The organism is Mucilaginibacter koreensis, assembly GCF_054783355.1.
On record NZ_BAAGQS010000001.1, the window covers coordinates 1,064,834 to 1,088,346 of the forward strand.

The following is a 23,513-nucleotide window of genomic DNA, read 5'->3' on the forward strand; positions in this document are numbered from 1 at the left end:
TCTGTTCGAACGATATTTAACAAATGAACCTATGAGTGAGAAAGAGAAAAAAGTAGAAACCAATAATTCCTCCAGAAGGGATTTCATTAAAAACAGCGCTGTTGCAGCTGCTGGTTTTATGATTGTGCCCCGCTTTGTGCTGGGTGGAAAGGGCTACACTGCACCAAGTGATAAATTAATGATAGCCGGTATAGGTGCCGGTGGTAAAGGAGAGAGCGATATTGCAGCTTTTGCAAAAAGCCCTCGTGCCGAAATAGCTTATCTATGTGATGTAGATGATCGCCGGGCTGCAAAATCACGTGCTCGTTTCCCTAAAGCTAAATATATTAAAGACTGGCGCGAACTGTTGGATAAAGAAGGTAAGCACATAGATGCTGTATCTGTATCAACGCCAGACCACAATCACGCCATTATTGCTTATCATGCTATGGCTATGGGCAAACATGTTTATGTGCAAAAGCCTTTAACCCATGATATTTATGAGGCCCGTATGCTTACCGAGGCTGCCAAAAAGTTCAAGGTTGTTACTCAAATGGGTAACCAAGGTGCTTCAAATGATGGTACCCGTCAGCTGGCCGAATGGTACGATGCAGGCCTTATTGGTGATGTGCATACAGTTTACGCCTGGACTAACCGCCCGGTTTGGCCTCAAGGTATTCCATGGCCTACAACTAAAAGCGAAGTGCCTAAGGAACTGGATTGGGACTTATGGTTGGGTACTGCACCTCAAAGAGATTATGTTGATAAACTGGTGCCATTTAACTGGCGCGGCTGGTGGGATTACGGTACCGGTGCATTAGGAGACATGGGTTGCCACCTGGTAGAAGCTCCGTTCCGTGTACTGGGCTTACAATACGCCAAGGATGTTCAGGCCAGCGTAGGTACGGTTTATGTAGATGAGTTTAAACAAGGTCACTTCCCTGAGAGCTGCCCGCCTTCAAGCCACATTACTTTAACTTTCCCTAAAACGAACAAGACCAAAGGTGATATCACCTTGCACTGGATGGACGGCGGTATTCAGCCTGAGCGCCCGGAAGAACTGGGTGCTAATGAGCGCTTTGGTGATGATGGTAACGGTACTTTATTTATTGGCACCAAAGGTAAAATGATGGCCAGCACATATTCACGCGATCCATTATTGTTGCCTACTTCACGTACCAAAGAAGTATCTGCTCCGCAAAAATACAAACGTGTACCTGGTCAGGAAGATGGCCACTACGTACAATGGGTAGATGCTTGTTTAGCCGGCTACGGTAAAATGGAAGTAAGCTCACCTTTCGAGGTAGCTGGTCCGTTAACCGAAGCTTTGCTGATGGCCAACTTAGCTGTACGCGGTCATGAGTTAAAAGGCGGTAGCAGCCTAAAGCTGATTTGGGATAATGCAAACATGCGGGTAACTAACTTTGAAGCTGCCAACCAGTTTGTAAAGCGCCAGTACCGCGAAGGCTGGAGTTTAACCGGCAAAGCATAACCAATTGTTAATCAATAAAATATTCACTCATAAATTCATTAAAACATCAACAAATGAATAGAAGAGATGCCATACAACGTGTAGCCCTGTTAATGGGTGGTACCATCATCGGTGCCGAAATGTTTATCTCCGGCTGTAAATCAACAGACGGTAAGGTAGATGACCTTTTTGATAAGGATCACGTGGCTTTTTATAACGAGGTAGGCGAAACCATTTTGCCTGCTACCAAAACCCCAGGTGCAAAAGCAGCCAATGTGGGCCAGTTTATGGCCGTTATGGTGAGAGATTGCTATGCACCTGAAGATCAAAAAACCTTTTTGACCAGCATGTCGAAGATCAATGATGCAAGCGACAAAAAATTCAAAAAGAAGTTTTTAGAAATCACCCCTCAGCAACGTACAGAAGTATTAATTGATTTGGACAATGAGGCTAAAGCTTATGCTAAAACTCAAAAGCCCGATCAGCAAAATCACTACTTCCGCATGGTGAAAGAGTTAACCTTACTGGGTTTCTTTACTTCGGAGGTAGGCTGTACCCAGGCGCTGCGTTATGTACCGGTACCTGGTAAATTTGACGGCAACTATCCTTACAAAAAAGGAGACAAAGCCTTTGCATTAGCGTAAGCTAACTAAAGTGTTACTTTATATTCGGCGCTAAATGCGCCGATCTTTAAACCACCTCTGAGCCCAATAAGTTCAGAGATGGTTTTTGCATATCTACCCTTGCTCATCATCTTTTTGTTGAGCGAGCTAATTTCGAACCTGAATAGAACTACATGGTAACTATAAAAGGCCCAGCTATATTTATTGCTCAATTCATTGGCGATCAGGCACCGTTTAACAGTCTGAAGTCTATCTGTGAATGGGCCGCCGGCTTAGGATACAAAGGCATACAACTACCCACCCAAGACGCTCGTTTTGTTGACCTGCAGCAAGCAGCCGAAAGCAAAACGTATGCAGATGAAATTAATGGCATAGTTAGCGAAAGCGGCTTGCAAATCACTGAGCTTTCTACACACCTTCAAGGTCAATTGGTAGCGGTTAACCCTGTTTACGATTCACTATTTGATGGATTTGCTCCCGAACATTTACGCGGTAACCCGCAAGGCCGTACTGAGTGGGCTATCCAACAACTAAAATATGCAGCAAAAGCTTCATCAAATTTAGGCCTGCAGTCACATGCTACTTTTAGTGGGGCCTTACTGTGGCCTATGGTTTACCCATGGCCTCAGCGCCCGGCAGGCTTGGTAGAAACCGGATTCACAGAACTGGCCAAACGCTGGTTACCCATCCTTAATGAATTTGATAACTGCGGCATTGATCTCTGTTATGAAATACATCCTGGAGAAGATCTGCATGATGGTATCAGTTTTGAAATGTTCTTGGATAAAGTAAACCAGCACCCGCGTGCTAATTTGCTTTACGATCCGTCACACCTGGTACTACAGGCCTTAGATTATCTGGAATATATTGATATCTATCACGAGCGCATCAAAATGTTCCATGTGAAAGATGCTGAGTTTAATCCAACTGGCAGACAAGGTGTTTATGGAGGTTATCAAAACTGGGTAGATCGTGCCGGTCGTTTCCGGTCGTTGGGAGACGGGCAGGTAGATTTTAAATCTATCTTCAGCAAAATGGCGCAATATGATTTCCCTGGTTGGGCAGTGCTGGAATGGGAGTGTGCTTTAAAACACCCCGAAGACGGTGCACGCGAGGGCGCACAATTTATAAAAGAACATATCATCCGGGTAACCGACCGTGTGTTCGATGACTTTGCCGCATCAGGCACTGATGAAGCATTGAACAAAAAAACTTTAGGTATTCAGTAAACAATCACTTCAACTCATATGAAAAAATTATTCATCATTTTAGCAATCAGTTCAGTGTTGGCAGCTTGTGGCCGTAGCGGCAGTGGCGACGGCACTTCTCAAAACAATAGCTACACCGAAGATCAGGGCGCAGCTGCACACCAGTCTGAAGCAGCACAAGAAACCACAATAAACAGCAACGGTACTGAAAAACCAATGAATGCCGTTAGCGAGCCAACCGACCCAGGTGCAAAATTAATTGCAAAAAACGATTGCCTTGGCTGCCACAAAGAACATGATAAATTAGTAGGCCCGGCTTATGCCGATGTTGCCAAAAAATACAAAGAATCAGACATTAATATGCTGGCTGAGCACATCATCAAAGGTGGTGCAGGTCATTGGGGCGATGTGGCTATGACTGCCCATCCTAACCTTTCACCAGACTCAGCAAAGTTGATGGTTAAATATATTTTAACCGTAAAATAATCTTAATAGCACTAACCTGTAAACCAATTAACCATGACCGCGACTACTAAGACCAAGTTATCCATCATGATGTTCCTGGAGTTTTTCATCTGGGGCGCATGGTTTGTAACTTTGGGGACCTATTTAACTAAAACCCTTAAAGCCACTGACGAGCAGAATGCAGTAGCTTATGCTACCCAATCTTTTGGTGCTATCATAGCACCCTTCATTATTGGTTTGATAGCTGATAAATTCTTCTCTGCACAGCGTATTTTAGGTGTACTTCATTTAATAGGCGGTGGTTTGTTATGGTATGCAACTACCATAACAAATTTCGATAGTTTCTATCCGATCTTGTTGGTTTACATGATTTTGTACATGCCAACGTTGGCACTGGTTAACTCCGTAGCGTTTAAGCAAATGGCTAACCCAAGCAAAGAATTCCCTCCAATACGGGTATTAGGAACTGCCGGCTGGATTATTGCAGGTTTAACCATAGGCTGGTTAGGTTGGGAGCAAAGCGGAAACCTGGTATTGACGTTTAAAATGGCAGGTACTGCTTCATTAATATTAGGATTCTTAAGCTTTACATTGCCTGATACCCCTCCGGTAAAAAAAGGTCAGAAAACTTCGTTTGGTGATATTATTGGTTTAGACGCAATCGGTTTGCTTAAAAACCGCTCTTACTTGGTGTTCTTTTTAGCCTCGGTAGCGATTTGTATTCCACTGGCTTTCTATTACAACTTCACCAACCCGTTCCTTAACGAACTGGGTATGCAAGGTGCAGCAAGTAAGCAAGCTTTAGGTCAGTTCTCGGAGCTGCTGTTTATGGCCTTAATGTCATTCTTCTTCGTACGCTTAGGTGTGAAAAAGATGCTGGCTGTTGGTATGCTGGCCTGGGTATTACGTTATGTGTTTTTTGCTTATGGCAACATCGAAGCAAATTACTGGATGCTGATTGGCGGGATTGTTTTGCATGGTGTATGCTATGACTTCTTCTTTGTAACCGGTCAGATTTATACTGATAACTTGGCTGGTGAGCGTTTCAAAAGTGCCGCTCAGGGCTTTATCACACTGGCCACTTATGGTGTAGGTATGTTAATTGGTTCATATTTATCAGGCCCGATTGTTGGCAATCATAAAACCTCTGCTACTATGCACGACTGGCAAACCATTTGGTTAATTCCTGCCGGTATTGCAGCAGTGGTGCTGGTGTTGTTCTTGTTATTCTTCCGTGATAGAAATAACATTGCAGCCAATGTTACCGATGAAACCTTAGGCGCTGATAAAGATATCCGTTTAGAAGTTTAAACTTATTGCTGCGATCTATGTCGAAACAATCAAGAAGAACGGTGATCAAGAGCGTGCTGGCTGGTACAGCCGCAGTAAGCTTAGCCGGTAAAGCAAACGCATTGGGTATTGCAAAAGAAGAGAGTAACTATGCTTTCAAAGGTGAAATGAATCAATCGGTAAGCCATTGGTGTTTCAATGAACTAACGCTCGACCAATTGTGTGTTGCAGCTAAGGGTATGGGCATCCGCGGCATTGATTTATGTAGTGTGAAGGAGTGGCCTATCCTCAAAAAGCATGGCATGGCTTCGCCCATGTGCAATGGTGCTGAGATCAGCTTAACGGATGGCTTCAATGAAAAACGTTTTCATCCCACACTGATAAAGAATTATACCGAGATGATTCCGCTGGTGGCTAAAGCTGGTCACAAAAACTTAATTTGCTTTAGCGGAAGCCGCAGGGGAATGGATGATGAGACCGGCTTGAAAAACTGTGAAGAAGGCTTGAAGCAACTACTACCCATTGCAGAAAAACATGGGGTAGTATTGGTAATGGAATTACTGAACAGCAAAAAAGATCATAAAGATTATCAATGCGACCGCCCTTACTGGGGTGCCGAACTGGCCAAACGTATGGGAAGTGAAAACTTTAAGTTACTGTTTGATATCTACCACATGCAAGTGCAAGTAGGCGACATCATACAGAACATCAACGATTTTCACCCTTACATTGCACATTACCATACCGCAGGTGTACCGGGACGCCATGAAATAGATGACACCCAGGAACTGTATTACCCGGCTGTAATGAAGGCCATAAAGGCAACTGGCTTTAAAGGCTTCGTAGGTCAGGAGTTTGTACCTCAGCAAAAGGACAAACTGGCATCATTAAAGCAAGCCGTACAAATTTGCGATGTATAAGCACAAAGCATTAAAATTATTATACTAACCATATTAACCATGACAAACAGAAGAACATTTTTAGCACAGGCAGGCTTGGCCTCGGCAAGTTTGCTGATGGCGCCGTCTTTGTTAAAAGCTGCTGCCGCGGCAACCGGCAGGCCGGGTATACAACTATACAGTTTACGCGATTTGTTACCAAAAGATGTAAAAGGTGTAATTGCTAAAGTAGCACAAGCTGGATTTAAGGAAATAGAGACTTTTGGTTACAATAAAGATAACGGCTATTGGGGCTTATCATCAAAAGAATTTAGCCAGTTGCTAAAATCACATGGCTTAACTACTCCAAGTGGCCACTATGGTTTAGACTCATTTTTCCGCGATGGTAGCCGTACTGATTTAGATACCTATATTGAAGTAGCACATACCACCGGACAGGAGTATATTATTGTTCCATCGCTTAATGAAAGTCTGATTAAAACCAAAGAGGACTTTGTACGCGTGGGGCAAAAAATGAATGAACTGGCTACATTGGTCGGTAAAGAAGGGCTGAAGATTGGTTACCACAACCACAACTTTGAATGGCATCCGGTAGATGGTACTACATTTTATGATACCTTATTGAAAGAAACCGACCCTAAGCTTGTACACATGGAGATGGATATTTACTGGGTAGTACGTGCCGGGCATAACCCTGTAGAAATTTTAAACAAGCATAAAGGCCGCTTTAAGTTTGCACACGTAAAAGACAGTAACAAACAAAACCCGAACGAAAACGAAGAAATAGGCAAAGGCGGAATTGATTTTAAAACAATCATACCGGCTGCAAAAGCGGCAGGCATTACGCACTTCATGATGGAACAGGAAAACCTGTCGGCTGATCCGTATGCAAGTTTAGCGGCAAGCGCCAGCTATATGAAGAAAACTTTGATGGTTTAATTATTTAAGCAATTGACACTTATGAAAAAACATAAAATCATTTTAGCTGCTTTATTAACAGGTACCTGTTATATGGCACAAGCACAACAGGGCGCAAAACCCGAGGATACCGAGGTTTATAAACCCGTTCCACCAGTAGTTACTCCAGGCAAAATGGCGTCTGATGCGCCCTCTGATGCAATTCAATTATTTAATGGAAAAGATTTAAGTGAATGGGTAATGACTGCCGATCGTGATAAGCCGGCAGACTGGATAGTATCAAAAGGCATTTTAACGGTAAACAAAGCATCTGGTAATATTGAAACCAAAAAGGCCTTTACGAATTACCAGTTACATATTGAATGGAGAATTCCTTCAAACATCACAGGAAAAGGACAAGCACGTGGCAATAGCGGCGTATTTTTGGCCTCTATTGGTAAAGGTGATGCCGGTTATGAATTACAGGTATTAGATTCTTATCAGAATGAGACCTATACCAATGGTATGGCCGGTAGTATTTATAAACAATTTGTACCGTTGGCCAACCCTGCCCGTAAACCAGGCGAATGGCAAACATATGATGTGATCTGGACTGCGCCAACCTTCAATACTGATGGAGCTGTTAAAACTCCGGCACGTGTTACTGTGTTGTTTAACGGTGTGTTGGTTGAAAACAATATTGAATTAAAAGGTCCTACTCAATATATTGGCCAGCCCGGCTACCGTCAACCTCATGGCCCTGCACCAATCAAATTGCAGGCGCATGGTGACAAAAGTGAGCCGCTTAGCTTCCGTAACATCTGGGTAAGAGAATTATAATATTCATATCCTATAATAAAAAAGCCTGATTGAATAGTCAATCAGGCTTTTTTATTTGCTAAGATTTTGAGTTGATTTTCTCTCGAAACATTCTTAAAACAGCTGTGGTGTAAATAATGTATCAATAATATATCTGATTGCTATGGAACTGGGAAGAGAAATGATGAAGTTATTAAGTAAAACTTACGAACCACAAACCACGATAGAGACCAAATTCAAACGTTATGATTTAGCTTTCAAGACTGATGATAAAGGAAGGCCTGTTTTATTATTTATGGGGCATAAAGATGCAAAGGGGAACATTGTAGGTGAACGTTTCGCAAGGCGGTTGAAAGAAGACGATCAAGGTATGCTGATCAAAGACCATTGGGAAAGCAAAGGAAAAGCATCATGAGCAAAATCAGTTATGTTGTTTAAAAGTAAATAGTTTTCAACTATTACTTAATTGCTAAACCAATTAGCCTGTTTGATTGTAGTATAAATAGTGACAGCAATATATAATTGCGCCGATACTCTTCTTGTTATTACAGCTTTATTGCAATGTCAGTAAGCCGGAAGGCGTAATAAAATATTGAACTATATCTATTATCTATGGAAATTTGGGGAGGGATGGAATGCACCATCAACCGCGTTGGTAGCGAATACTTCGACCAGCTGGACTATTCAGGACATTATATCCGAAACACGGATATTGCGTCTTTTGCAAATCTTGGAATTAAAAAAATTCGATATCCCGTTATCTGGGAAAAACATCAGCCGACTACAAGCACTGAAATCAATTGGCTTCCCACAGCTGAGAAATTACATGAATTGGTAGATGCCGGCATTCAACCCATAGCTGGTTTGGTGCATCATGGAAGCGGCCCTGCTTATGTAAGCTTTATGGACGATTCTTTTGCCGAAGGGCTGGCTGCATATGCATCGAAAGTTGCGCAGCAGTTTCCGTGGCTTGAGTATTATACGCCTATTAATGAGCCGCTCACTACCGCCAGGTTTTGTGGTCTCTATGGCGTGTGGTATCCACATGGGCACGATGATTATACTTTTTTGAAAGTATTGCTGAGTGAGTGCAAAGCTACTGTGCTGGCCATGCAGGCGATTAGAAAAGTTAACCCATCGGCAAAGCTGGTGCAAACCGACGATTTGGGGAAAATTCATAGCACGCCGCTTTTACAATATCAGGCAGATTTTGAAAATGAACGCCGTTGGTTATCTTATGATTTATTATGTGGTAAAGTAACGCCAGATCATGCCCTTTGGAATTATATCATTAACACAGGCATATCTAAAGAAGAGATAGAGTTTTTTATAGAGAACAATTGCCCGCCCGATATCATGGGCATTAACCATTATATCACTTCGGAACGGTTTTTAGACGAGAATACGTCGCATTACCCGCCGCATGTTATCGGCGGCAATGGTAAGCACCAATATGCCGACGTAGAAACCGTCAGAGTTGACAAAGCGCAGCCTGATGGTCCATACCGGTTAATTATGGAAGCATGGAAGCGCTATCAGCTACCTATTGCTATTACCGAAGTTCATTTGCATTGCACCCGGGAAGAACAACTGCGCTGGTTCAATTACATTTGGAAAGCCGCAAATAATCTGCAAAAAGATGGTGTAGATATGCGTGGCGTGACCTCATGGGCGCTGTTAGGATCATTTGGCTGGAACAAATTGCTAACTCAACCTAATGGTACTTACGAGGCTGGCGCTTTCGATGTAGTTTCTGGCACACCTCGTGCTACTGCCATTTGCCAAATGGTTTCAAAGTTGGCTAAAGGTGAAAGTTTTCAGCATCCGGTATTGTGCCAGGATGGCTGGTGGAACCGCGACAGCCGTATTATTTACCGCTTTAACCAGTTTTTAGACAAGCCTATTTACAAACAGGATAATTGTCCGCCACTATTAATTACAGGCAAAACCGGCACATTGGGTAAAGCATTTGCACGCATTTGCGAACAGCGTTCAATTAAATATGAACTGCTCGATCGTGAAGGGCTTGATATTACCAATCCTCTGCAAATTGAACAGGCCATACAAAGCAAGCAGCCATGGGCCATTATTAATACAGCTGGTTTTGTTCGTGTAGATGATGCAGAGGCTGAGCGCGATGCTTGCTTCCTATCGAACACAAATGGTCCCGAAAATTTAGCCATACTGTGCGAAAAATACGGGGTGAAACTGATGACTTTTTCAACAGATCTTGTTTTTGATGGCAGCAAAAACGATAGCTATCACGAACATGATTATACCAACCCGTTAAACGTATACGGGGAAAGTAAAGCAAGAGCCGAGTTATTGGTTAAAAAGCATAACCCCGAAGCATTGATTATCCGCACGAGCGCATTTTTTGGGCCGTGGGATGTATATAACTTTGCTTATGGCACAGTTAGAAGTTTGATAGCGGGTGAAGCCGTACATCCGGCTAATGATGTTTATATTTCCCCTACATATGTACCCGATCTGGTAAATACAAGTTTGGATTTATTGATAGATAACGAACAGGGAGTATGGCATCTGGCCAATAGCGGTACCATAAGCTGGACCGATTTAGCTTTAGAAATAGCACAACGCCAGCACCTGGACAAAGGACTGGTGGAAGGCGTAAACTTACAGGAGTTGGGCTTAAAGGCCAAACGCCCCAAATTCACATCCATGAAAAGTAACCGAGGTACTGTAATGCCATCAGTTGATGATGCACTTACCCGGTATTTTAATGAACAAGAAGTGTTGAAATTCTAAACACTTATAATTTAATTACCAGAAAGCCCGGTCAGAATTATACTGCCGGGCTTATCTGCTTAATCATATATCAACTAACTATTTTAAATCGGCTCCGTCATTTTGAGCTCTGGTTACGGCGTAAGCTCCAACTTTGGCCCCCGTTACTAAGCCAGCCTCACAATCAACACGAAAGTGTATACCACCGTACAGACGAGACATAGCTGCTTCATGTGCCAAATCAGTAAACTTCGTTCCGCGATCTGGCAGCAGATACGACAATACAGTTGCAGCAGCTGCACTAAAATTAGAGTGGCCTGATGTGTAAGCCGGAAAGTTGGGTACACCAGTAAGCGTTTTGATGCTGTTGTCCATCTGCGAAGGACGAGCATTAAAATAGAAGTATTTGGTATCCCAACACACAATTCCGGCATCCATCAAAGCCATATTCAACAAAGCCATGTTGCGGGCCCATCTTACCTCGCTGTAATTTTGTTTCACAAACTCATCAGCTGCAATAGCATTCCAGTGGCCGGCTGGCGTATAGGTTCCAACACCATCGGCCCAAAATGCTACCTGAGCATTTTGCTCGCGGGTAATATTTTTAGATACATTGGCTACTTCAGCTACTTCTTTTTTGAATTGCTCGGAATGAACAGATGGCGGAGCAGGTGGGCGTAACGAAATTACAGTTAAAGAATCAAACAAAAATGTTTTCACTTTGCTGAATAACGGCAGCATAGGCGGGCGTTTGGGTAACTCCAAACTCTCCCAGGCTGTTTCGCCGGTTGCGTTGGTTTGCTTAGCCATTTGCGCCCACAAGGCAGGGGTACCGATAGCTGCACCGGCGCGGTCACCACGTGCCCGGGCTACAAATTTAGCAGCTACCTGCTTACCTAAAGACTCACCTGCGTCCCAGTCGCTACGTGTATTGGCGCCTGATATCATGCGGTACATCTGCTCATCCCTTTCCTTTTGCTCGATATAAGCCACCTCGGTTGGGAAAAGTAATTTCATCATTTCAACCACCGTACTTGCAACAACGGCATCCTCACTTGGGTAAGCCGGCAAATCAGATTTCGGAATCAGGGCTTGTACATTGCTGTCGTTTTTGTAAGGAGCGGCACGATTAAATTTCTTTTTGAAGAACCAGGCAGCCACCAAAGCATCGTACTGTGCGGCACTGATATAAGCATAAGAGCGTGCAGCATACGGAGGGTTGGAAAAAGGAAACTGCGGATAGGCAAACGGGTTGGCCGCACTTGGTGCCGGATAGGTGCCATCATCATTTTGATAAGGCGGCAAGTTATACTTGGCTACCAGCTCGCGCATTATTTCATTCCATCTCAATACAGATCCGGCACTCCAATACTTAATAATTTCACGTTGTTCATTGGTGATGTTCCGTTGGTAGCCCTTGATTTCATTAATGTCGGCAATATAATTGTTGGAGGTAACTGCATCGGGCGTAGGCACGTTTAAATCGCTAAAACCAGTGAGCATTACAGGTTTCCAGCTATCCGCATTTAAATCCAGATTAGCAGGGGCCAAAGCCGGATAATTATTAACATGCTCTTCAATTGTTTTTTTACAGGAAGAGTTGAGTACCGCTGCAAGCAGCAGGGAAGATATAGCGAAGTAAAAATTTCTTTTCATAACTTTAATTAATTAGCTGATGCTTTAGTTTTCTTACCTAAATCGAATAAGTAATAAGCGCCTCCGTGGAACATGGTGCTTTGCCCCACGTTGCGGCCGGCCAGTACATAGCTGCTACCTGCGGTTAATTCTAAGCCGCTGTCAAATGAATATTTGAAGTTTACGCCTGCCGCAGTAGCGTTCATACGGTTGCTCGGAAATGGCATATCATTACGGCGAATATCAAAGCCACCATTGGAAGTATTGGTTTCTAATACCGCTTCTGCAATTAAAGATTCGCTGCGATATCCGGCACGGAAATTAAACACTGTTGCATTAGGTAAAGCTACCTGGTTACTGTAAATCATGGTTGTCGTGTAATAGGAGGTACGATCAATGGTAATATTGTTACGATTAACATATTGGCCAGAACCGGTAAAAAACAAATGATTATACTGATAGTCAACCATCGCCCTGAATTGAAAGCTGCGACAATGCAATCCAATCGACATCGGCATAAAATCGGCCACGTAATTTGTTAAGGGTAATACATAAGAGCCGATAGCATACAATGAAAATGTTCCGCTGGCCAGGCGTGTTTCCAGGGGCATCCATTTCAAGGTACCTGCCAAATCCTGAAAGCCCCGCTGGCCTGCCAGCGTACCGGCAGAGGCATGTGTGGTTACATAAGGCAAGCTTAGCATTACGTTTAGTTTATCGCTTATGCCGTAGTTAGCCATTGCCATGTATACATTTGTGTTTACGGTACCAATATTTAAATTATTACGCTTCAGGGTACCTTCCCAATAGTTGCTCCAGCTGCTGTTGCTGTACATGGCACCAGCACAAAAATAGTTTTTAGGGATCATGATGGCATCGGCGTCCGTTTGTGCAGATGCTTTGTTTATTAACGTACCCAAAAGTAACAAGCACAATACGCTTGCTTTTTTAATAGTGGATAAAGGTTTATTCATACAAGTTATTGTTTAAAATAAATTAGGTTAGTTGTAAAGTTTCAGTTTATTGATGATAAAGCTTCCTACCATTTTTCCCTGATCAGCACCCTTCAGGCAGCTGTTTTTATTATGTATTCCTCCATAAAACCGACTCATGGCTGTTTCTTCTGCTGCCTTTAAAAATGAAGGGAATTTGCGTTCAATACCCACGTACCTACGTTCGGTAGTATCCTGAAAAGAGAAGTTATCGCCAAAAATGTGTGTTAATACTGTAGCCGAAGCGCCACTAATGTCTGCATGACCTGCCGGGTATTCCGGAAAAGGCGGCGTTTGCAATAAAGGCATCCAATAGTGATCAATCATTTCGTTGATTTCAGATACCGGGCGGATGTAGCTGTAATCATATTTTGCCTGCCAGCTACAGATAAAACTATCGAATAAAGCAATTGAAGTGAGGGCATAAGCCAAAGCTGTTTTAGGTGCATCGGCTTTGGTTTGGCGGCAGGCAATGGCAGTAATACCAATCCAGTGGCCGCCGGGCGTAATCTTTTTGTTGGCAAATGTAACGTGACCGTTATGCTGGGTTACAAACGGATTATCATCCCAAAATTTAGCGACTTGCTTCTCCTCAGTTGTAAGCGTTTTGTTTTTGTGGTATACCTCTTTTGCCTGCTGATAATATACGCTATTGGTATCGGTACTATAAGCAGGTGGATGCGGCAAAGGAAATTGCTTTGAAGAATTGATAGCAAAAGGTTCCATGGTACCCCAGCAGTATTCTACGCCATCAAAATAATCGGGAGGGGTGGGGCGCCAGTCGGCTTTACCGTTATTGCCTAAATATTTGGGCTTACCGCGTGTTTGAGGATAGTTATCTACGGCAGCACGTTTCAAAATTAACTTGCCGATCTGCTCGCCAAAATTGATTGAGCGGGTATAAGTGGAGTCATCAAGTTTTTCCTGAAAGCGGGCATAAACACCGTCTTCATACTTTTTTAAAGTATCAATTGAAAAGGTGACTTTGTGTGCTACAGTAAACAATGCCTTAGTGGCTGCCAGTGCGTAGTTATATGATTTGCCTTTTTGCGGTACCGGTGGTTGGCCAAAGCCTTTTAACTGGGCAATCAAAGAAGCATACTTAGGGTCAGAATAGCGCGTGGCTTCATACGCTGCCAACGTGGTATAGCCATAAATGCGGCTGGCTACCGGTGGCGTAAATACGTCATAAATAATTACCTGGGTAAGCTTGTCCACATTGTTATGTAAAAGCTCGGCATCTGTTATGTCTGCTTTCTTTTTAGAATGACAGGCTGCACAAATACAAACAGTAATTACGGATATAAATAAGTATAAAAAACGTTTCATTAAAAAAGAATATGTGATTAAGCTATTGCTGTACGGCGGATAAAGAGTTTGGGCTTAAAGTTTTGATTATAGCGTACCAACCAAAGCGCTAAAATGCTTCCGTAACTGCCGCCACGCTCTATAAACTCAAATAATTCATAATGCGGATAAAAGAGTTCACTCAGCATTTTCCATATAAAAAATATAAAAAGTAGTGTATTTAATTCATCGAACCATACCATACCAGCAGCAGCAATTTCGGCTATACCTACCCAATAAGCAGTTTGAACTGAATTGTTGAAACCGATGGCCTGATACTGGCTAATCAACCCAGGTTTAGCAATCAGATTTAACCAGCCATGACCTAATAGTAAGAGAAATACCACCGCTTTCAAACACCATTGAACTTGCCGCGAGTTGTTTTGCGCCCACGGACCGATGGGGTTAATCAGTGAAAACCAGCCTTTAATAGACTTGCCTCCACCGCAAAGCAACAGCAATGCCAGCGGTGCACCAAAGTTACCGGCGCGTTCAAGAAATTCTGCAAATGGTTCGCCTGATAATGGCCGTAAGGAGGCTGTAACCAATCCCCAGCATACCAACCACAATGGAACAATGCGCATAGGATAAACCAGCATAATTATACCAAACGCAACGTCTGCCGCACCTACCCAGGGCATTAACTGGTAGGCCATGGTTTTGCCAATACCAAATACAGCAAAGTAGTTACACCAAACAGGTTTGGTAATAATGCCAAACGCTCCATGACCAATAAAGCACATGGCAACTGCCAGGCGCAACACAAAATACACCTTTTGCTGAGTTGTGAAGTTCAACATCGTTCATTCAATAAATTAATATAGAAAACAGCTGCTCAGGTGAGTTTAACACCCGATTCATTACAATAAGCTGTAACCCTATATACGTTTTCACTCTAATGCCTTTGCCGTAGGTCTGCTGTTAGCAGAGCAAATGCAATAGCATTTTATTATTCTGTTTTACAGATAGCAGGCAACCAACACAAATTATACTGTGTGGATATAATTGCAAATAATAAATTACCCGATCAGTTGAGGTGGCTGATCAAGGCTGTTAGTGAAACCGGTAGGTATGAAGGAGGGAACAAATGTGCTGTAAGTTTTAACCAGTATAACCGGCGGTTTAATTGAGTAGGTATAAGCAAAATGCTGATAAGCATTATAGCTGAATGTTTTTAATGTGGTAGTTGTACCCTTTTTATTTAAGGGCGTATCGCTTACCTGCCGGGCGTAAATTATATTAGCATTGGTTAAGCGGGTAGTTTTGTAATTGGGGATGCACATGATGTATAATGTATCACGTGTCATTTTCAGTTTAACATAGTTGTAGCATGAGCCGCCATTAAGTTGCACCTGACCGCTAACCGGTTCATATCCGTTCCAGTCTTCAATTTGCGGAAGATGTACAGGCACCTTTACTTCAACCAAATCATGGACATTATACAAGCCTTTGCTAATTTGCTGTTCAACAAAAGCGTCGGAGCGGTTAATGAGGTATTGGAACAGCACCATGTAGCCACCTGCGTTAAACAAGTGTACAAGTAGCAGCGCTATGGCAACTGTTTTTTTCAATACTGTAATAGTTAATTTGGGCTCGTATAATTAGTTAGCGTAAAGTTTAAAAATCCATTTCATTTTTCCAAGCAAATGAAACAAAAACATTACATCAATGTATCAGCATTTGCTGAAATGCAATGCTATCTCCCCTGAAAGCATCAAAATCAACCCGATGGTTGATACCACTTACCCGCGCGTGATCGGAGTGCTGCCAGAATTGCCAGCCTTCTGTACGACTCACTTTCAACTCGGGCTGGTTGTAATGGGCCAGCCACCACTGGTAATCTGCAAAATATCCTTTCAGATAATCCTGATAAAAACTCAGCCCGGAATAGATAATCGGTTTGGCTTGTGTGCGTTTTTCTATAGCGGTCAGAAAAGCCTGCAGTTCCTTACGCATAGCAGCAGGCGCAACGCCATCAAGCGTTTCTACGTCTACAACCATTGGCAGGTCGCCTTTTTCTAACTCAACGTTTTGCATGAAAAATCGGGCCTGCCACTTGCCATTAATGCGTGGCCTGAAATAGTGATACGCTCCGCAAACAATACCTGCTTTCGGAGCCTCACGCCAGTTACGTTTAAAATAAGGGTCAACTTTTAACAAACCTTCTGTAGCTTTAATGAAAGCAAAAGTGATGTGCACGCTGTCTTCACGCATGGTGCTTACCTTTTTCCAGTTAATGCGGCCCTGAGCGTAAGATACATCAATACCATGTATGGTGTATCGGCGGGGTATACGAATATTGAAGCTGCGATAAGTACGGTATTCAGGGTTTTCGCCAATATCTCTAACCCAGCGCCAGGCTGATACAAAAGTTTTAACTATATAGCCATAATAAAAAGGTGAAAGCAGGATCAGGAAAAAGGCTACAGCTAAACTTTTCCAGGGAAAGGTGGATGCCGTTTTCTTTTTTTTCTTAACCGGCGCTTTTCTTTTAGGGACGCTGGTAGCCGCCGGCTTTTTCACAGTTCTTGGCGCACGAGGTTTCGGCTTATCATTAGGGGGAATCACAACACAAATTTATGAAACAGATAATGGTGTGTGCTGTGGTTAACTAAATAAAATTATACCAACCACTATAAGCACAATCATCACTACATACATTAGCACTTCGGTACCAGCAAATTGCTTGTATCTTGTCCAGAATGAGTAGTCTTCCTTGGTATCTGACATCAGCCAAAGATACAATGAAAAATAAAACCTGTTGCAAGATTTGTATCAGGCAATCTCTAATATGGTTTTGGCCAATTGAATGGTTTTTTCATCCCCAGTGTACTTACCGTGCTCATCAGAAAGTTTAACCACAGGTGTCCACTCCCCATGTTCGGCATGTGCTTCGGTCATTTTAATCACAATATTCATTGGCTTCGGACCAGCATCGTTGGTCAGGCTGGTACCAATTCCGAACGACATGCCAATACGATTGCGACAATGCGCTACAATGCGGGCTACCTTCTCGTAATTTAATGCATCTGAAAAAATAATGGTCTTAGTTAGCGGATCGATACCCATTTGCTGGTAGTGCTCAATAACTCCATCTGCGAAAAGCAGTGGGTCACCACTATCATGTCGTACACCGTCAAATAGTTTTGAATACATTTTATCAAACTGCTTGAAAAATACGTTAGTGGTGTAAGTGTCTGATAAAGCAATGCCTAAATCGCCCCGATACACCTGTACCCAATGCTCCAAACCTAAAAGATTGGCCATCTTAAATCCGTAACGTGCGGCATGAAACATAAACCATTCGTGCGCATGTGTACCAATAGGCTTGGTTTGGTACTGCATGGCTAAGTGTACATTACTGCTGCCCACAAAAGCGCCTTCTCCATATTTTTTTAATGCCTCCACCACCAAGCGTTGCACCTGATAAGAATGCCGTCGACGGGTTCCAAATTCGGCGATGGTTACGCCTAAGCTTCGGTAGTTTTCAATTTTCTGACGCGTGCGTTCTTTAACTTCGTCATCAGTGATGCGGGGCAGGTGATTGAGTTCGTAATACAACTCACATATCATACTCATGAGCGGCACTTCCCATAAAATGGTACGGTACCATGAGCCCTCAACACTAACCTGTAACTGGTCGCCTTCTTGCCAGATGTTTACTTCAGAAGGGTTATACCTGTATCCTTCTAAAAAATCCAGATAAACAGGGTCTAAATAGGGACAGGTAATTGCCAGAAACCGCTTTTCTTCTGCTGTTAATCGCAAGCCGGCCATTTGTTGAACAGAATCTTGTAAGGCTTTTGCAAAACCCGGTGGAAAAGAATGCTGCCCTCTGTTGATAAATGCATAACGTGCCTTTGCACCCGGAAAAAGGCGGATGACGCCTTGCTGCATCGTAAATTTATAAAAGTCGTTATCTAAAATGGAAATTAGCTTCACAGTGGTTTATAGTTAGAGTAAAGAAGTAACCGCATTTGAGGCCAAACGGTTTGTTGGCTTAGATGGATCATTGCCATCTGAAAACTTTGATTAGGACAACTAAACCGAAATATGTAATTTGAGAGCATGAAATTTAATCGCCTTTATTCAAAATTCACAACTCAGGGTAAAACGCTTGTTTTAATAGCAGGTGCTGCTCTGCTTCATCAGACTGCTTTTGCGCAGTCAGGTAAAAATGTAATCAATTCAATGATGCAGGAAGAAACTGCTAATTCACAGCTCGAAAAGCTGGCACATGAACTGATTGACGGTATTGGCCCGCGTTTGGTAGGAACACCGCAAATGAAGCAGGCTAATGATTGGGCCGTAGCTAAATACAAAAGCTGGGGCGTAAGCGCCCGCAACGAAAAGTGGGGAGAGTGGCGCGGATGGGAGCGTGGCATATCACATATTGATATGGTTTCGCCCAGGGTAAAATCATTAGAAGGCACACAACTGGCCTGGAGCCCCGGCATGGGAAACAAAACAGTAACTGCTGAAGTAGTGGTATTGCCTGATTTGGCAGATTCAGTAGCTTACCAGCAGTGGATGAGTAGTGTTAAAGGTAAATTTGTAATGATATCAATGGCGCAGCCTACCGGCCGGCCAGATGAAAACTGGAAAGAATTTGCATTGCCATCCTCTTTTGAAAAAATGAAAGAGGATCGCGCATATATGAATACCGCATGGCGCAACCGAATTAAAAAAACAGGCTATAATGCCAGAACACTATCCATGGCATTAGAAAATGCCGGCGCCGCAGGCATACTTACCAATAACTGGTCTGCAGGTTTCGGGGTTGATAAAATCTTCAGCGCCTATACCAAAAAAGTACCTACAGTTGATATTGCTTTAGAAGATTATGGTTTACTATACCGCTTAAGCCAATCGGGCCGTAAACCAATGATTAGTATGCATACCGAATCTAGAGAATTGGGGGTGGTGCCTACTTTCAATACCATTGCCGAAATTAAGGGTAGTGAAAAGCCCAACGAGTACGTGATGCTTTCAGCACATTTTGATTCATGGGACGGTGCAACCGGAGCAACAGATAATGGTACCGGCACCCTTACCATGATGGAAGCAATGCGGCTGCTGAAGAAGTTTTACCCTCACCCTAAACGCACCATACTGGTAGGTCATTGGGGAAGCGAGGAAGAAGGATTGAACGGATCACGCGCTTTCGTAGAAGATCATCCTGAAATTGTTCAAAATCTGCAAGCCTTGTTTAATCAGGATAATGGTACCGGCCGGGTGGTGAATATATCGGGCCAGGGTTTTGCTGACGCCAAAAATTATATTACCCGTTGGCTCAATGCTGTACCCGATACAATTAAAAACCGTATTACAACAAGTTTCCCTGGTGCGCCGGGTGGTGGCGGATCAGATTTTGCATCTTTTGTAGCAGCAGGCGCCCCCGGGTTTTCTCTAAGTTCATTAAGTTGGTCATATGGTAACTATACTTGGCACACCAACCGCGACACTTATGATAAAATTGTATTTGATGATTTGAAAAATAACGCATTGTTAGCTGCCATTATGGTCTATATGGCAAGCGAAGACCCAGAAAGAGCTTCTAACACCAAAACAGAAGGCTTAAAGTGGCCAACTCCGGTGAAAGCAACCCGCAAGGGCGGCTTGGATTAAGCTATCTCATATCAACAAAAAAAAGCACTGCCATCCGCAGTGCTTTTTTGTTTTTGCCTTTCGTGTTGCCGAAGTGTCCGTAAATAGATGGGTTTATACATCTAAAGCACCGGCTATACCTGGTATGTGTACTTCATTCTCCTCAAACCATCTTGTTTTGATGCCAAGCGTTTAAGGTGATCCTGCGCAATGTTATACTGGCTGCTCTCTGCAGTTGATGAGCCGGCTTTTAAGTAATGCTGCTGAGCTTCCTTCCAGTTATGCTGGATTTCCTCGTAATTACCTAAAACAATATAAATATCGCTTTCACAAACGCCGGGAGTACGCAACGCATTATTTGCCGTCGGGTAAATGCTTTTATACATTTTTAAAGTAATCAGCAGGTTTAAATAATGAACATAAACATCCGGAAACTGCGGTTCAACAGTGATACACGTTTTATAATGATAACCGGCTGTTTGATAGTTTTTAAATTGATAGTGATATAAGCTGCCTAATTGATAATGAGCCCTGGCATGATCGGGTTCTGTATCAATGAGGTTGTTAAACAAGTGAAGAGCTTTAGGCAATTCGCCATATGTAAGCTCTTCAACCGCCTGCAGATATTTTTCGTCTGCCTGGTATAAGATGTCCATAAATATGGGATTATGGTTTGCAGATTGCTTGACAAATAAGCTGCAAACGATTAATTAATTAAATACTATAAAAAGATTACCCGCAAAGGGAGAGGGGAGGGAAACTTACCGCATGCCCAACCCCATCATCCGGGAAGACCCGATGCTGCGGTTAAATTGGATATGTGTAAATTTTAACATGAATGTATTGATTTTTATAATAAAAAAGCTGCTTGAATCAAGCAGCTTTTTTGGCGGAGAGTTAGGGATTCGAACCCCAGGAACCTTTCACAGTTCAACAGTTTTCAAGACTGCCGCAATCGACCACTCTGCCAACTCTCCGGGGACAAAAGTACAAATCCGGACTGAATTGGCAAATTTGATTTCACTTTTTTTTGAAATAATGGGAACTAAAATTTAAAGCGGCTCAAAATGAGCAATTTAAATTTTAGTATTGGCTCGAAATGCATTCGTTTTTGGCCTTTCTACCTTCACACTTCGCTTGGAAAGGTCAATGCTGGCGTTTAGTTCAAAGCCAATTAAGATGATAAATGAGTTCAAGTATAGCCAAAGCATCATTACAATCAATGTGCCAATAGAGCCGTATATCTTGTTGTAAGATGAAAAGTGATTGATATAATAACTAAAGCCCAATGAAGTAATTACTGCCAGTGTGGTTGCCAAAATAGACCCTGGGCTCGAAAATTTCCAGCGCCGTTTGTGCGCCGGCCCATAGCGGTATAGGATGGACACGGTTACATAAAAAATGGCAATGACTACCAACCAGCGCGACATGGTAACGAGCACTGCCCAGAAACTACCATGTGAAAACACCTTCGATTTAAAAAATTTAAGCAACCGCAACCCGGCAATTAGTACCGAAATGGCCAGCATAAAAGCAAAGCTAATCATCACCGTGAGCAGCAGCGATATACTGCGGCGCTTAACCCAACTACGGGTTTCTGTAATCAGCGATGATTTGTTGAATGCCCGCATTAATGTATATACGCCATTAGCCGCAAAATACAAGGCAGAAACAAAACCGAATGACAACAGCTTTCCGTTTTGATGTTTAACCATATCGTCGAGTGTGCCCCTCAATGCCAGGTAAGTATTACTGGGTAAAATTACCCGCAGTAATTGCAATAAATTGTCCTGAAAATGGGAGATAGGGATATAGGGAATCAGGGTGAACAAAAAGATAGTAGCCGGAAAAAGCGCCAGCATAAAATTAAAAGCCAACGTGGAGGCTTTATTTGCGAGTGATTCCTGTTGTATCTCTTTGAAGAAGAATACGGAAACAGTGTGCAATGGCAATGGCCTGAAGCCGGGCAAATACACGGTTTTAGTCCACTCCACAAAGTAGCGGTACCACGCAAAGTGGTTTAAAAACCGGTGCACCCATTTCATAAAGCGAATTTACGCAAAGAACGGCTTCAAACGCTCCATGAAATCTTGTGGAGGCAAACAGGGGCGGTTGCTTTGCATATTAACAAATACCAATAAGGTCTCGCCAATGTTTATAAGCTCATTAGCTTCATTATACAACTCATACCTGAAATGAATGCGTACCCCCGGCATCTTTTCCATAATCACTTTGAGTTGTAATTCTTCATCATAGCGGGCAGGCTTTATGTATTTGCATTTTAGCTCCAACACAGGCATCATAATACCCGAGGCTTCCATTTCCTTATAAGTCATGCCCAGGCTGCGCAGCATTTCTACCCGGCCAACCTCGTAAAACTCTGCGTAATTGCCATAGTAAACGTAGCCCATCTGATCGGTTTCGCCGTAACGCACCCGTATTTTGGTGGTATGCTCAAACATACTTTAACGCTTAATACCCCGCTCGTTTAAAGCCTGTTGAAAGCGGCGGGCATTTGCCTGGTGCTGCGCCATGTTATCAGCAAAGTTATGGTAACCAGAAAAATCTTCTTTGGCACACATATAAATATAATCGTGCTGTTTATAATTCAATACCGATTTCACGGCGTTAACCGAAGGCATCATGATGGGCCCCGGAGGCAGGCCGGTGTGCTGGTAAGTGTTATAGGGAGATGGGTTAACCAAGTATTTATTTAGTACCCGTTTAATGGTAAAATCTCCGGTGGCAAAAATTACGGTAGGGTCGGCTTCCAGTTTCATACCCTTTTTCAATCGGTTCAGATACAAGCCGGCAATAGTCGGCATTTCATCGTCATGCAAAGCTTCAGCATCTACTATAGAAGCCAGGATAGATACCTGTACGGGTGTTAAGTTTAGCGCTGCTGCTTTTTGCTTGCGTTCAGGTGTCCAAAATTTCTCATACTCGCTGTACATTCGTTTGAAAAACTTTTCGGGCGTAGTATTCCAGTACATCTGATAGCTATTGGGCAGGAACATGGTATACACATTATCAGTATTGAAACCGTATTTCTGAATAAAAGCGGTAGAATCAAGCAGGCGATTGATCGATGCACTGTCCGGCTCAAGTTGGGTAGAAATAAACTTGGCAAACTGGCTCTTCAAGCGCAGATTATGAAAGTTTAATGTTACCGGCTCCTGGTTCCCCGCCTTCAGCATATTAATGAAATGACGGTTGTTCATGCCTTCGGTTAATTTATATTTACCCGGTTTAATGTGCCCGTTTACGTAATTCATATTATGCGCCGACCATAAAAAGGTGGTAGTATCGCGTACGATGTTTTCTTTTTGAATAGTATGATACACATCATCAAATGTATCACCGGTATGAATGTACAAATACTGCTGATTGCCGGTTACGTTTGGCCCCCAATAACGTAAATAGTAGTTAATACCGGTTATAATTAATGCCAATATGATAACGCCCACTAGTGCGACCACAAACTTGCGGGTTTTACTGCCTGATGTATTTTGTTGTGCTGCCATGTTTGCCTT

Annotated in this window: 23 protein-coding genes and 1 tRNA gene; 11 read left to right on the forward strand and 13 right to left on the reverse strand. The window is 42.9% G+C overall.

Annotated elements, in window-relative coordinates; genetic code table 11:
- Window positions 1-31: 31 nt before the first annotated feature.
- The 10 genes from ACYVNW_RS04735 (at window position 32) to ACYVNW_RS04780 (ending at window position 10,420) form a co-directional block, all read left to right on the forward strand.
- Window positions 32-1,471, forward strand: a complete 1,440-nt coding sequence (locus tag ACYVNW_RS04735) for a Gfo/Idh/MocA family protein (protein ID WP_460678694.1) — start codon at window positions 32-34, stop codon at window positions 1,469-1,471.
- Between the two features lie 53 nt (window positions 1,472-1,524).
- Complete coding sequence (locus ACYVNW_RS04740) at window positions 1,525-2,094, forward strand: gluconate 2-dehydrogenase subunit 3 family protein (protein WP_460678695.1); 570 nt, start codon at window positions 1,525-1,527, stop codon at window positions 2,092-2,094.
- Between the two features lie 152 nt (window positions 2,095-2,246).
- Complete coding sequence (locus ACYVNW_RS04745) at window positions 2,247-3,302, forward strand: sugar phosphate isomerase/epimerase family protein (RefSeq protein ID WP_460678696.1); 1,056 nt, start codon at window positions 2,247-2,249, stop codon at window positions 3,300-3,302.
- Between the two features lie 18 nt (window positions 3,303-3,320).
- On the forward strand, window positions 3,321-3,767 hold the full coding sequence (locus ACYVNW_RS04750) for a c-type cytochrome (RefSeq protein WP_460678697.1): 447 nt from the start codon (window positions 3,321-3,323) through the stop codon (window positions 3,765-3,767).
- 33 nt (window positions 3,768-3,800) lie between these two features.
- Complete coding sequence (locus ACYVNW_RS04755) at window positions 3,801-5,057, forward strand: nucleoside permease (protein WP_460678698.1); 1,257 nt, start codon at window positions 3,801-3,803, stop codon at window positions 5,055-5,057.
- A gap of 17 nt (window positions 5,058-5,074) precedes the next feature.
- The gene (locus ACYVNW_RS04760) at window positions 5,075-5,956 is read left to right on the forward strand and encodes a hydroxypyruvate isomerase family protein (protein ID WP_460678699.1); all 882 of its coding nucleotides are present in this window, start codon (window positions 5,075-5,077) and stop codon (window positions 5,954-5,956) included.
- Between the two features lie 39 nt (window positions 5,957-5,995).
- Window positions 5,996-6,874: a sugar phosphate isomerase/epimerase family protein gene (locus ACYVNW_RS04765; RefSeq protein ID WP_460678700.1), complete on the forward strand. Its 879-nt coding sequence runs from the start codon at window positions 5,996-5,998 to the stop codon at window positions 6,872-6,874.
- A gap of 21 nt (window positions 6,875-6,895) precedes the next feature.
- A complete protein-coding gene (locus ACYVNW_RS04770) occupies window positions 6,896-7,672 on the forward strand; it encodes a 3-keto-disaccharide hydrolase (protein WP_460678701.1) in 777 nt (258 codons plus the stop codon).
- 142 nt (window positions 7,673-7,814) lie between these two features.
- Window positions 7,815-8,066 (forward strand): hypothetical protein, encoded by a 252-nt coding sequence (locus tag ACYVNW_RS04775; RefSeq protein ID WP_460678702.1) that lies wholly within the window; start codon window positions 7,815-7,817, stop codon window positions 8,064-8,066.
- Between the two features lie 197 nt (window positions 8,067-8,263).
- Window positions 8,264-10,420, forward strand: coding sequence for a family 1 glycosylhydrolase (locus tag ACYVNW_RS04780; protein WP_460678703.1), 2,157 nt, complete (start codon window positions 8,264-8,266; stop codon window positions 10,418-10,420).
- Window positions 10,421-10,498: 78 nt separating this feature from the next.
- On the opposite strand, the gene ACYVNW_RS04785 is transcribed toward ACYVNW_RS04780, so the two are convergent.
- The 8 genes from ACYVNW_RS04785 to pncB all read right to left on the reverse strand — a co-directional run bounded on the left by ACYVNW_RS04785 (window position 10,499) and on the right by pncB (window position 18,315).
- The gene (locus ACYVNW_RS04785; RefSeq protein ID WP_460678704.1) at window positions 10,499-12,055 is read right to left on the reverse strand and encodes a vanadium-dependent haloperoxidase; all 1,557 of its coding nucleotides are present in this window, start codon (window positions 12,053-12,055) and stop codon (window positions 10,499-10,501) included.
- Between the two features lie 8 nt (window positions 12,056-12,063).
- Window positions 12,064-13,008, reverse strand: a complete 945-nt coding sequence (locus ACYVNW_RS04790; protein ID WP_460678705.1) for a hypothetical protein — start codon at window positions 13,006-13,008, stop codon at window positions 12,064-12,066.
- 27 nt (window positions 13,009-13,035) lie between these two features.
- Complete coding sequence (locus ACYVNW_RS04795) at window positions 13,036-14,355, reverse strand: vanadium-dependent haloperoxidase (RefSeq protein ID WP_460678706.1); 1,320 nt, start codon at window positions 14,353-14,355, stop codon at window positions 13,036-13,038.
- Window positions 14,356-14,372: 17 nt separating this feature from the next.
- Window positions 14,373-15,173, reverse strand: coding sequence for a hypothetical protein (locus tag ACYVNW_RS04800; RefSeq protein WP_460678707.1), 801 nt, complete (start codon window positions 15,171-15,173; stop codon window positions 14,373-14,375).
- Window positions 15,174-15,392: 219 nt separating this feature from the next.
- Window positions 15,393-15,944: a hypothetical protein gene (locus ACYVNW_RS04805; RefSeq protein ID WP_460678708.1), complete on the reverse strand. Its 552-nt coding sequence runs from the start codon at window positions 15,942-15,944 to the stop codon at window positions 15,393-15,395.
- A gap of 94 nt (window positions 15,945-16,038) precedes the next feature.
- On the reverse strand, window positions 16,039-16,896 hold the full coding sequence (locus ACYVNW_RS04810) for a glycoside hydrolase family 25 protein (RefSeq protein WP_460678709.1): 858 nt from the start codon (window positions 16,894-16,896) through the stop codon (window positions 16,039-16,041).
- 84 nt (window positions 16,897-16,980) lie between these two features.
- Window positions 16,981-17,103: a hypothetical protein gene (locus tag ACYVNW_RS04815; RefSeq protein ID WP_460678710.1), complete on the reverse strand. Its 123-nt coding sequence runs from the start codon at window positions 17,101-17,103 to the stop codon at window positions 16,981-16,983.
- A gap of 45 nt (window positions 17,104-17,148) precedes the next feature.
- Window positions 17,149-18,315 carry a nicotinate phosphoribosyltransferase gene (gene pncB, locus ACYVNW_RS04820; protein WP_460678711.1) on the reverse strand — a complete coding sequence of 389 codons (1,167 nt, stop codon included), beginning with the start codon at window positions 18,313-18,315 and terminating at the stop codon, window positions 17,149-17,151.
- Window positions 18,316-18,441: 126 nt separating this feature from the next.
- Between pncB and ACYVNW_RS04825 the strand changes: the two genes are divergently transcribed.
- Window positions 18,442-20,001 carry a M20/M25/M40 family metallo-hydrolase gene (locus ACYVNW_RS04825; RefSeq protein WP_460678712.1) on the forward strand — a complete coding sequence of 520 codons (1,560 nt, stop codon included), beginning with the start codon at window positions 18,442-18,444 and terminating at the stop codon, window positions 19,999-20,001.
- A 113-nt stretch (window positions 20,002-20,114) separates the two neighbouring features.
- On the opposite strand, the gene ACYVNW_RS04830 is transcribed toward ACYVNW_RS04825, so the two are convergent.
- The 5 genes from ACYVNW_RS04830 to mltG all read right to left on the reverse strand — a co-directional run bounded on the left by ACYVNW_RS04830 (window position 20,115) and on the right by mltG (window position 23,504).
- A complete protein-coding gene (locus tag ACYVNW_RS04830; protein ID WP_460678713.1) occupies window positions 20,115-20,636 on the reverse strand; it encodes a tetratricopeptide repeat protein in 522 nt (173 codons plus the stop codon).
- Between the two features lie 231 nt (window positions 20,637-20,867).
- A tRNA-Ser gene (locus ACYVNW_RS04835) sits at window positions 20,868-20,957 on the reverse strand.
- 99 nt (window positions 20,958-21,056) lie between these two features.
- Window positions 21,057-22,025 (reverse strand): YihY/virulence factor BrkB family protein, encoded by a 969-nt coding sequence (locus ACYVNW_RS04840; RefSeq protein ID WP_460678714.1) that lies wholly within the window; start codon window positions 22,023-22,025, stop codon window positions 21,057-21,059.
- Between the two features lie 9 nt (window positions 22,026-22,034).
- The gene (locus tag ACYVNW_RS04845) at window positions 22,035-22,442 is read right to left on the reverse strand and encodes an acyl-CoA thioesterase (protein WP_460678715.1); all 408 of its coding nucleotides are present in this window, start codon (window positions 22,440-22,442) and stop codon (window positions 22,035-22,037) included.
- A gap of 3 nt (window positions 22,443-22,445) precedes the next feature.
- A complete protein-coding gene (mltG, locus tag ACYVNW_RS04850) occupies window positions 22,446-23,504 on the reverse strand; it encodes an endolytic transglycosylase MltG (RefSeq protein ID WP_460678716.1) in 1,059 nt (352 codons plus the stop codon).
- Window positions 23,505-23,513 lie beyond the last annotated feature (9 nt).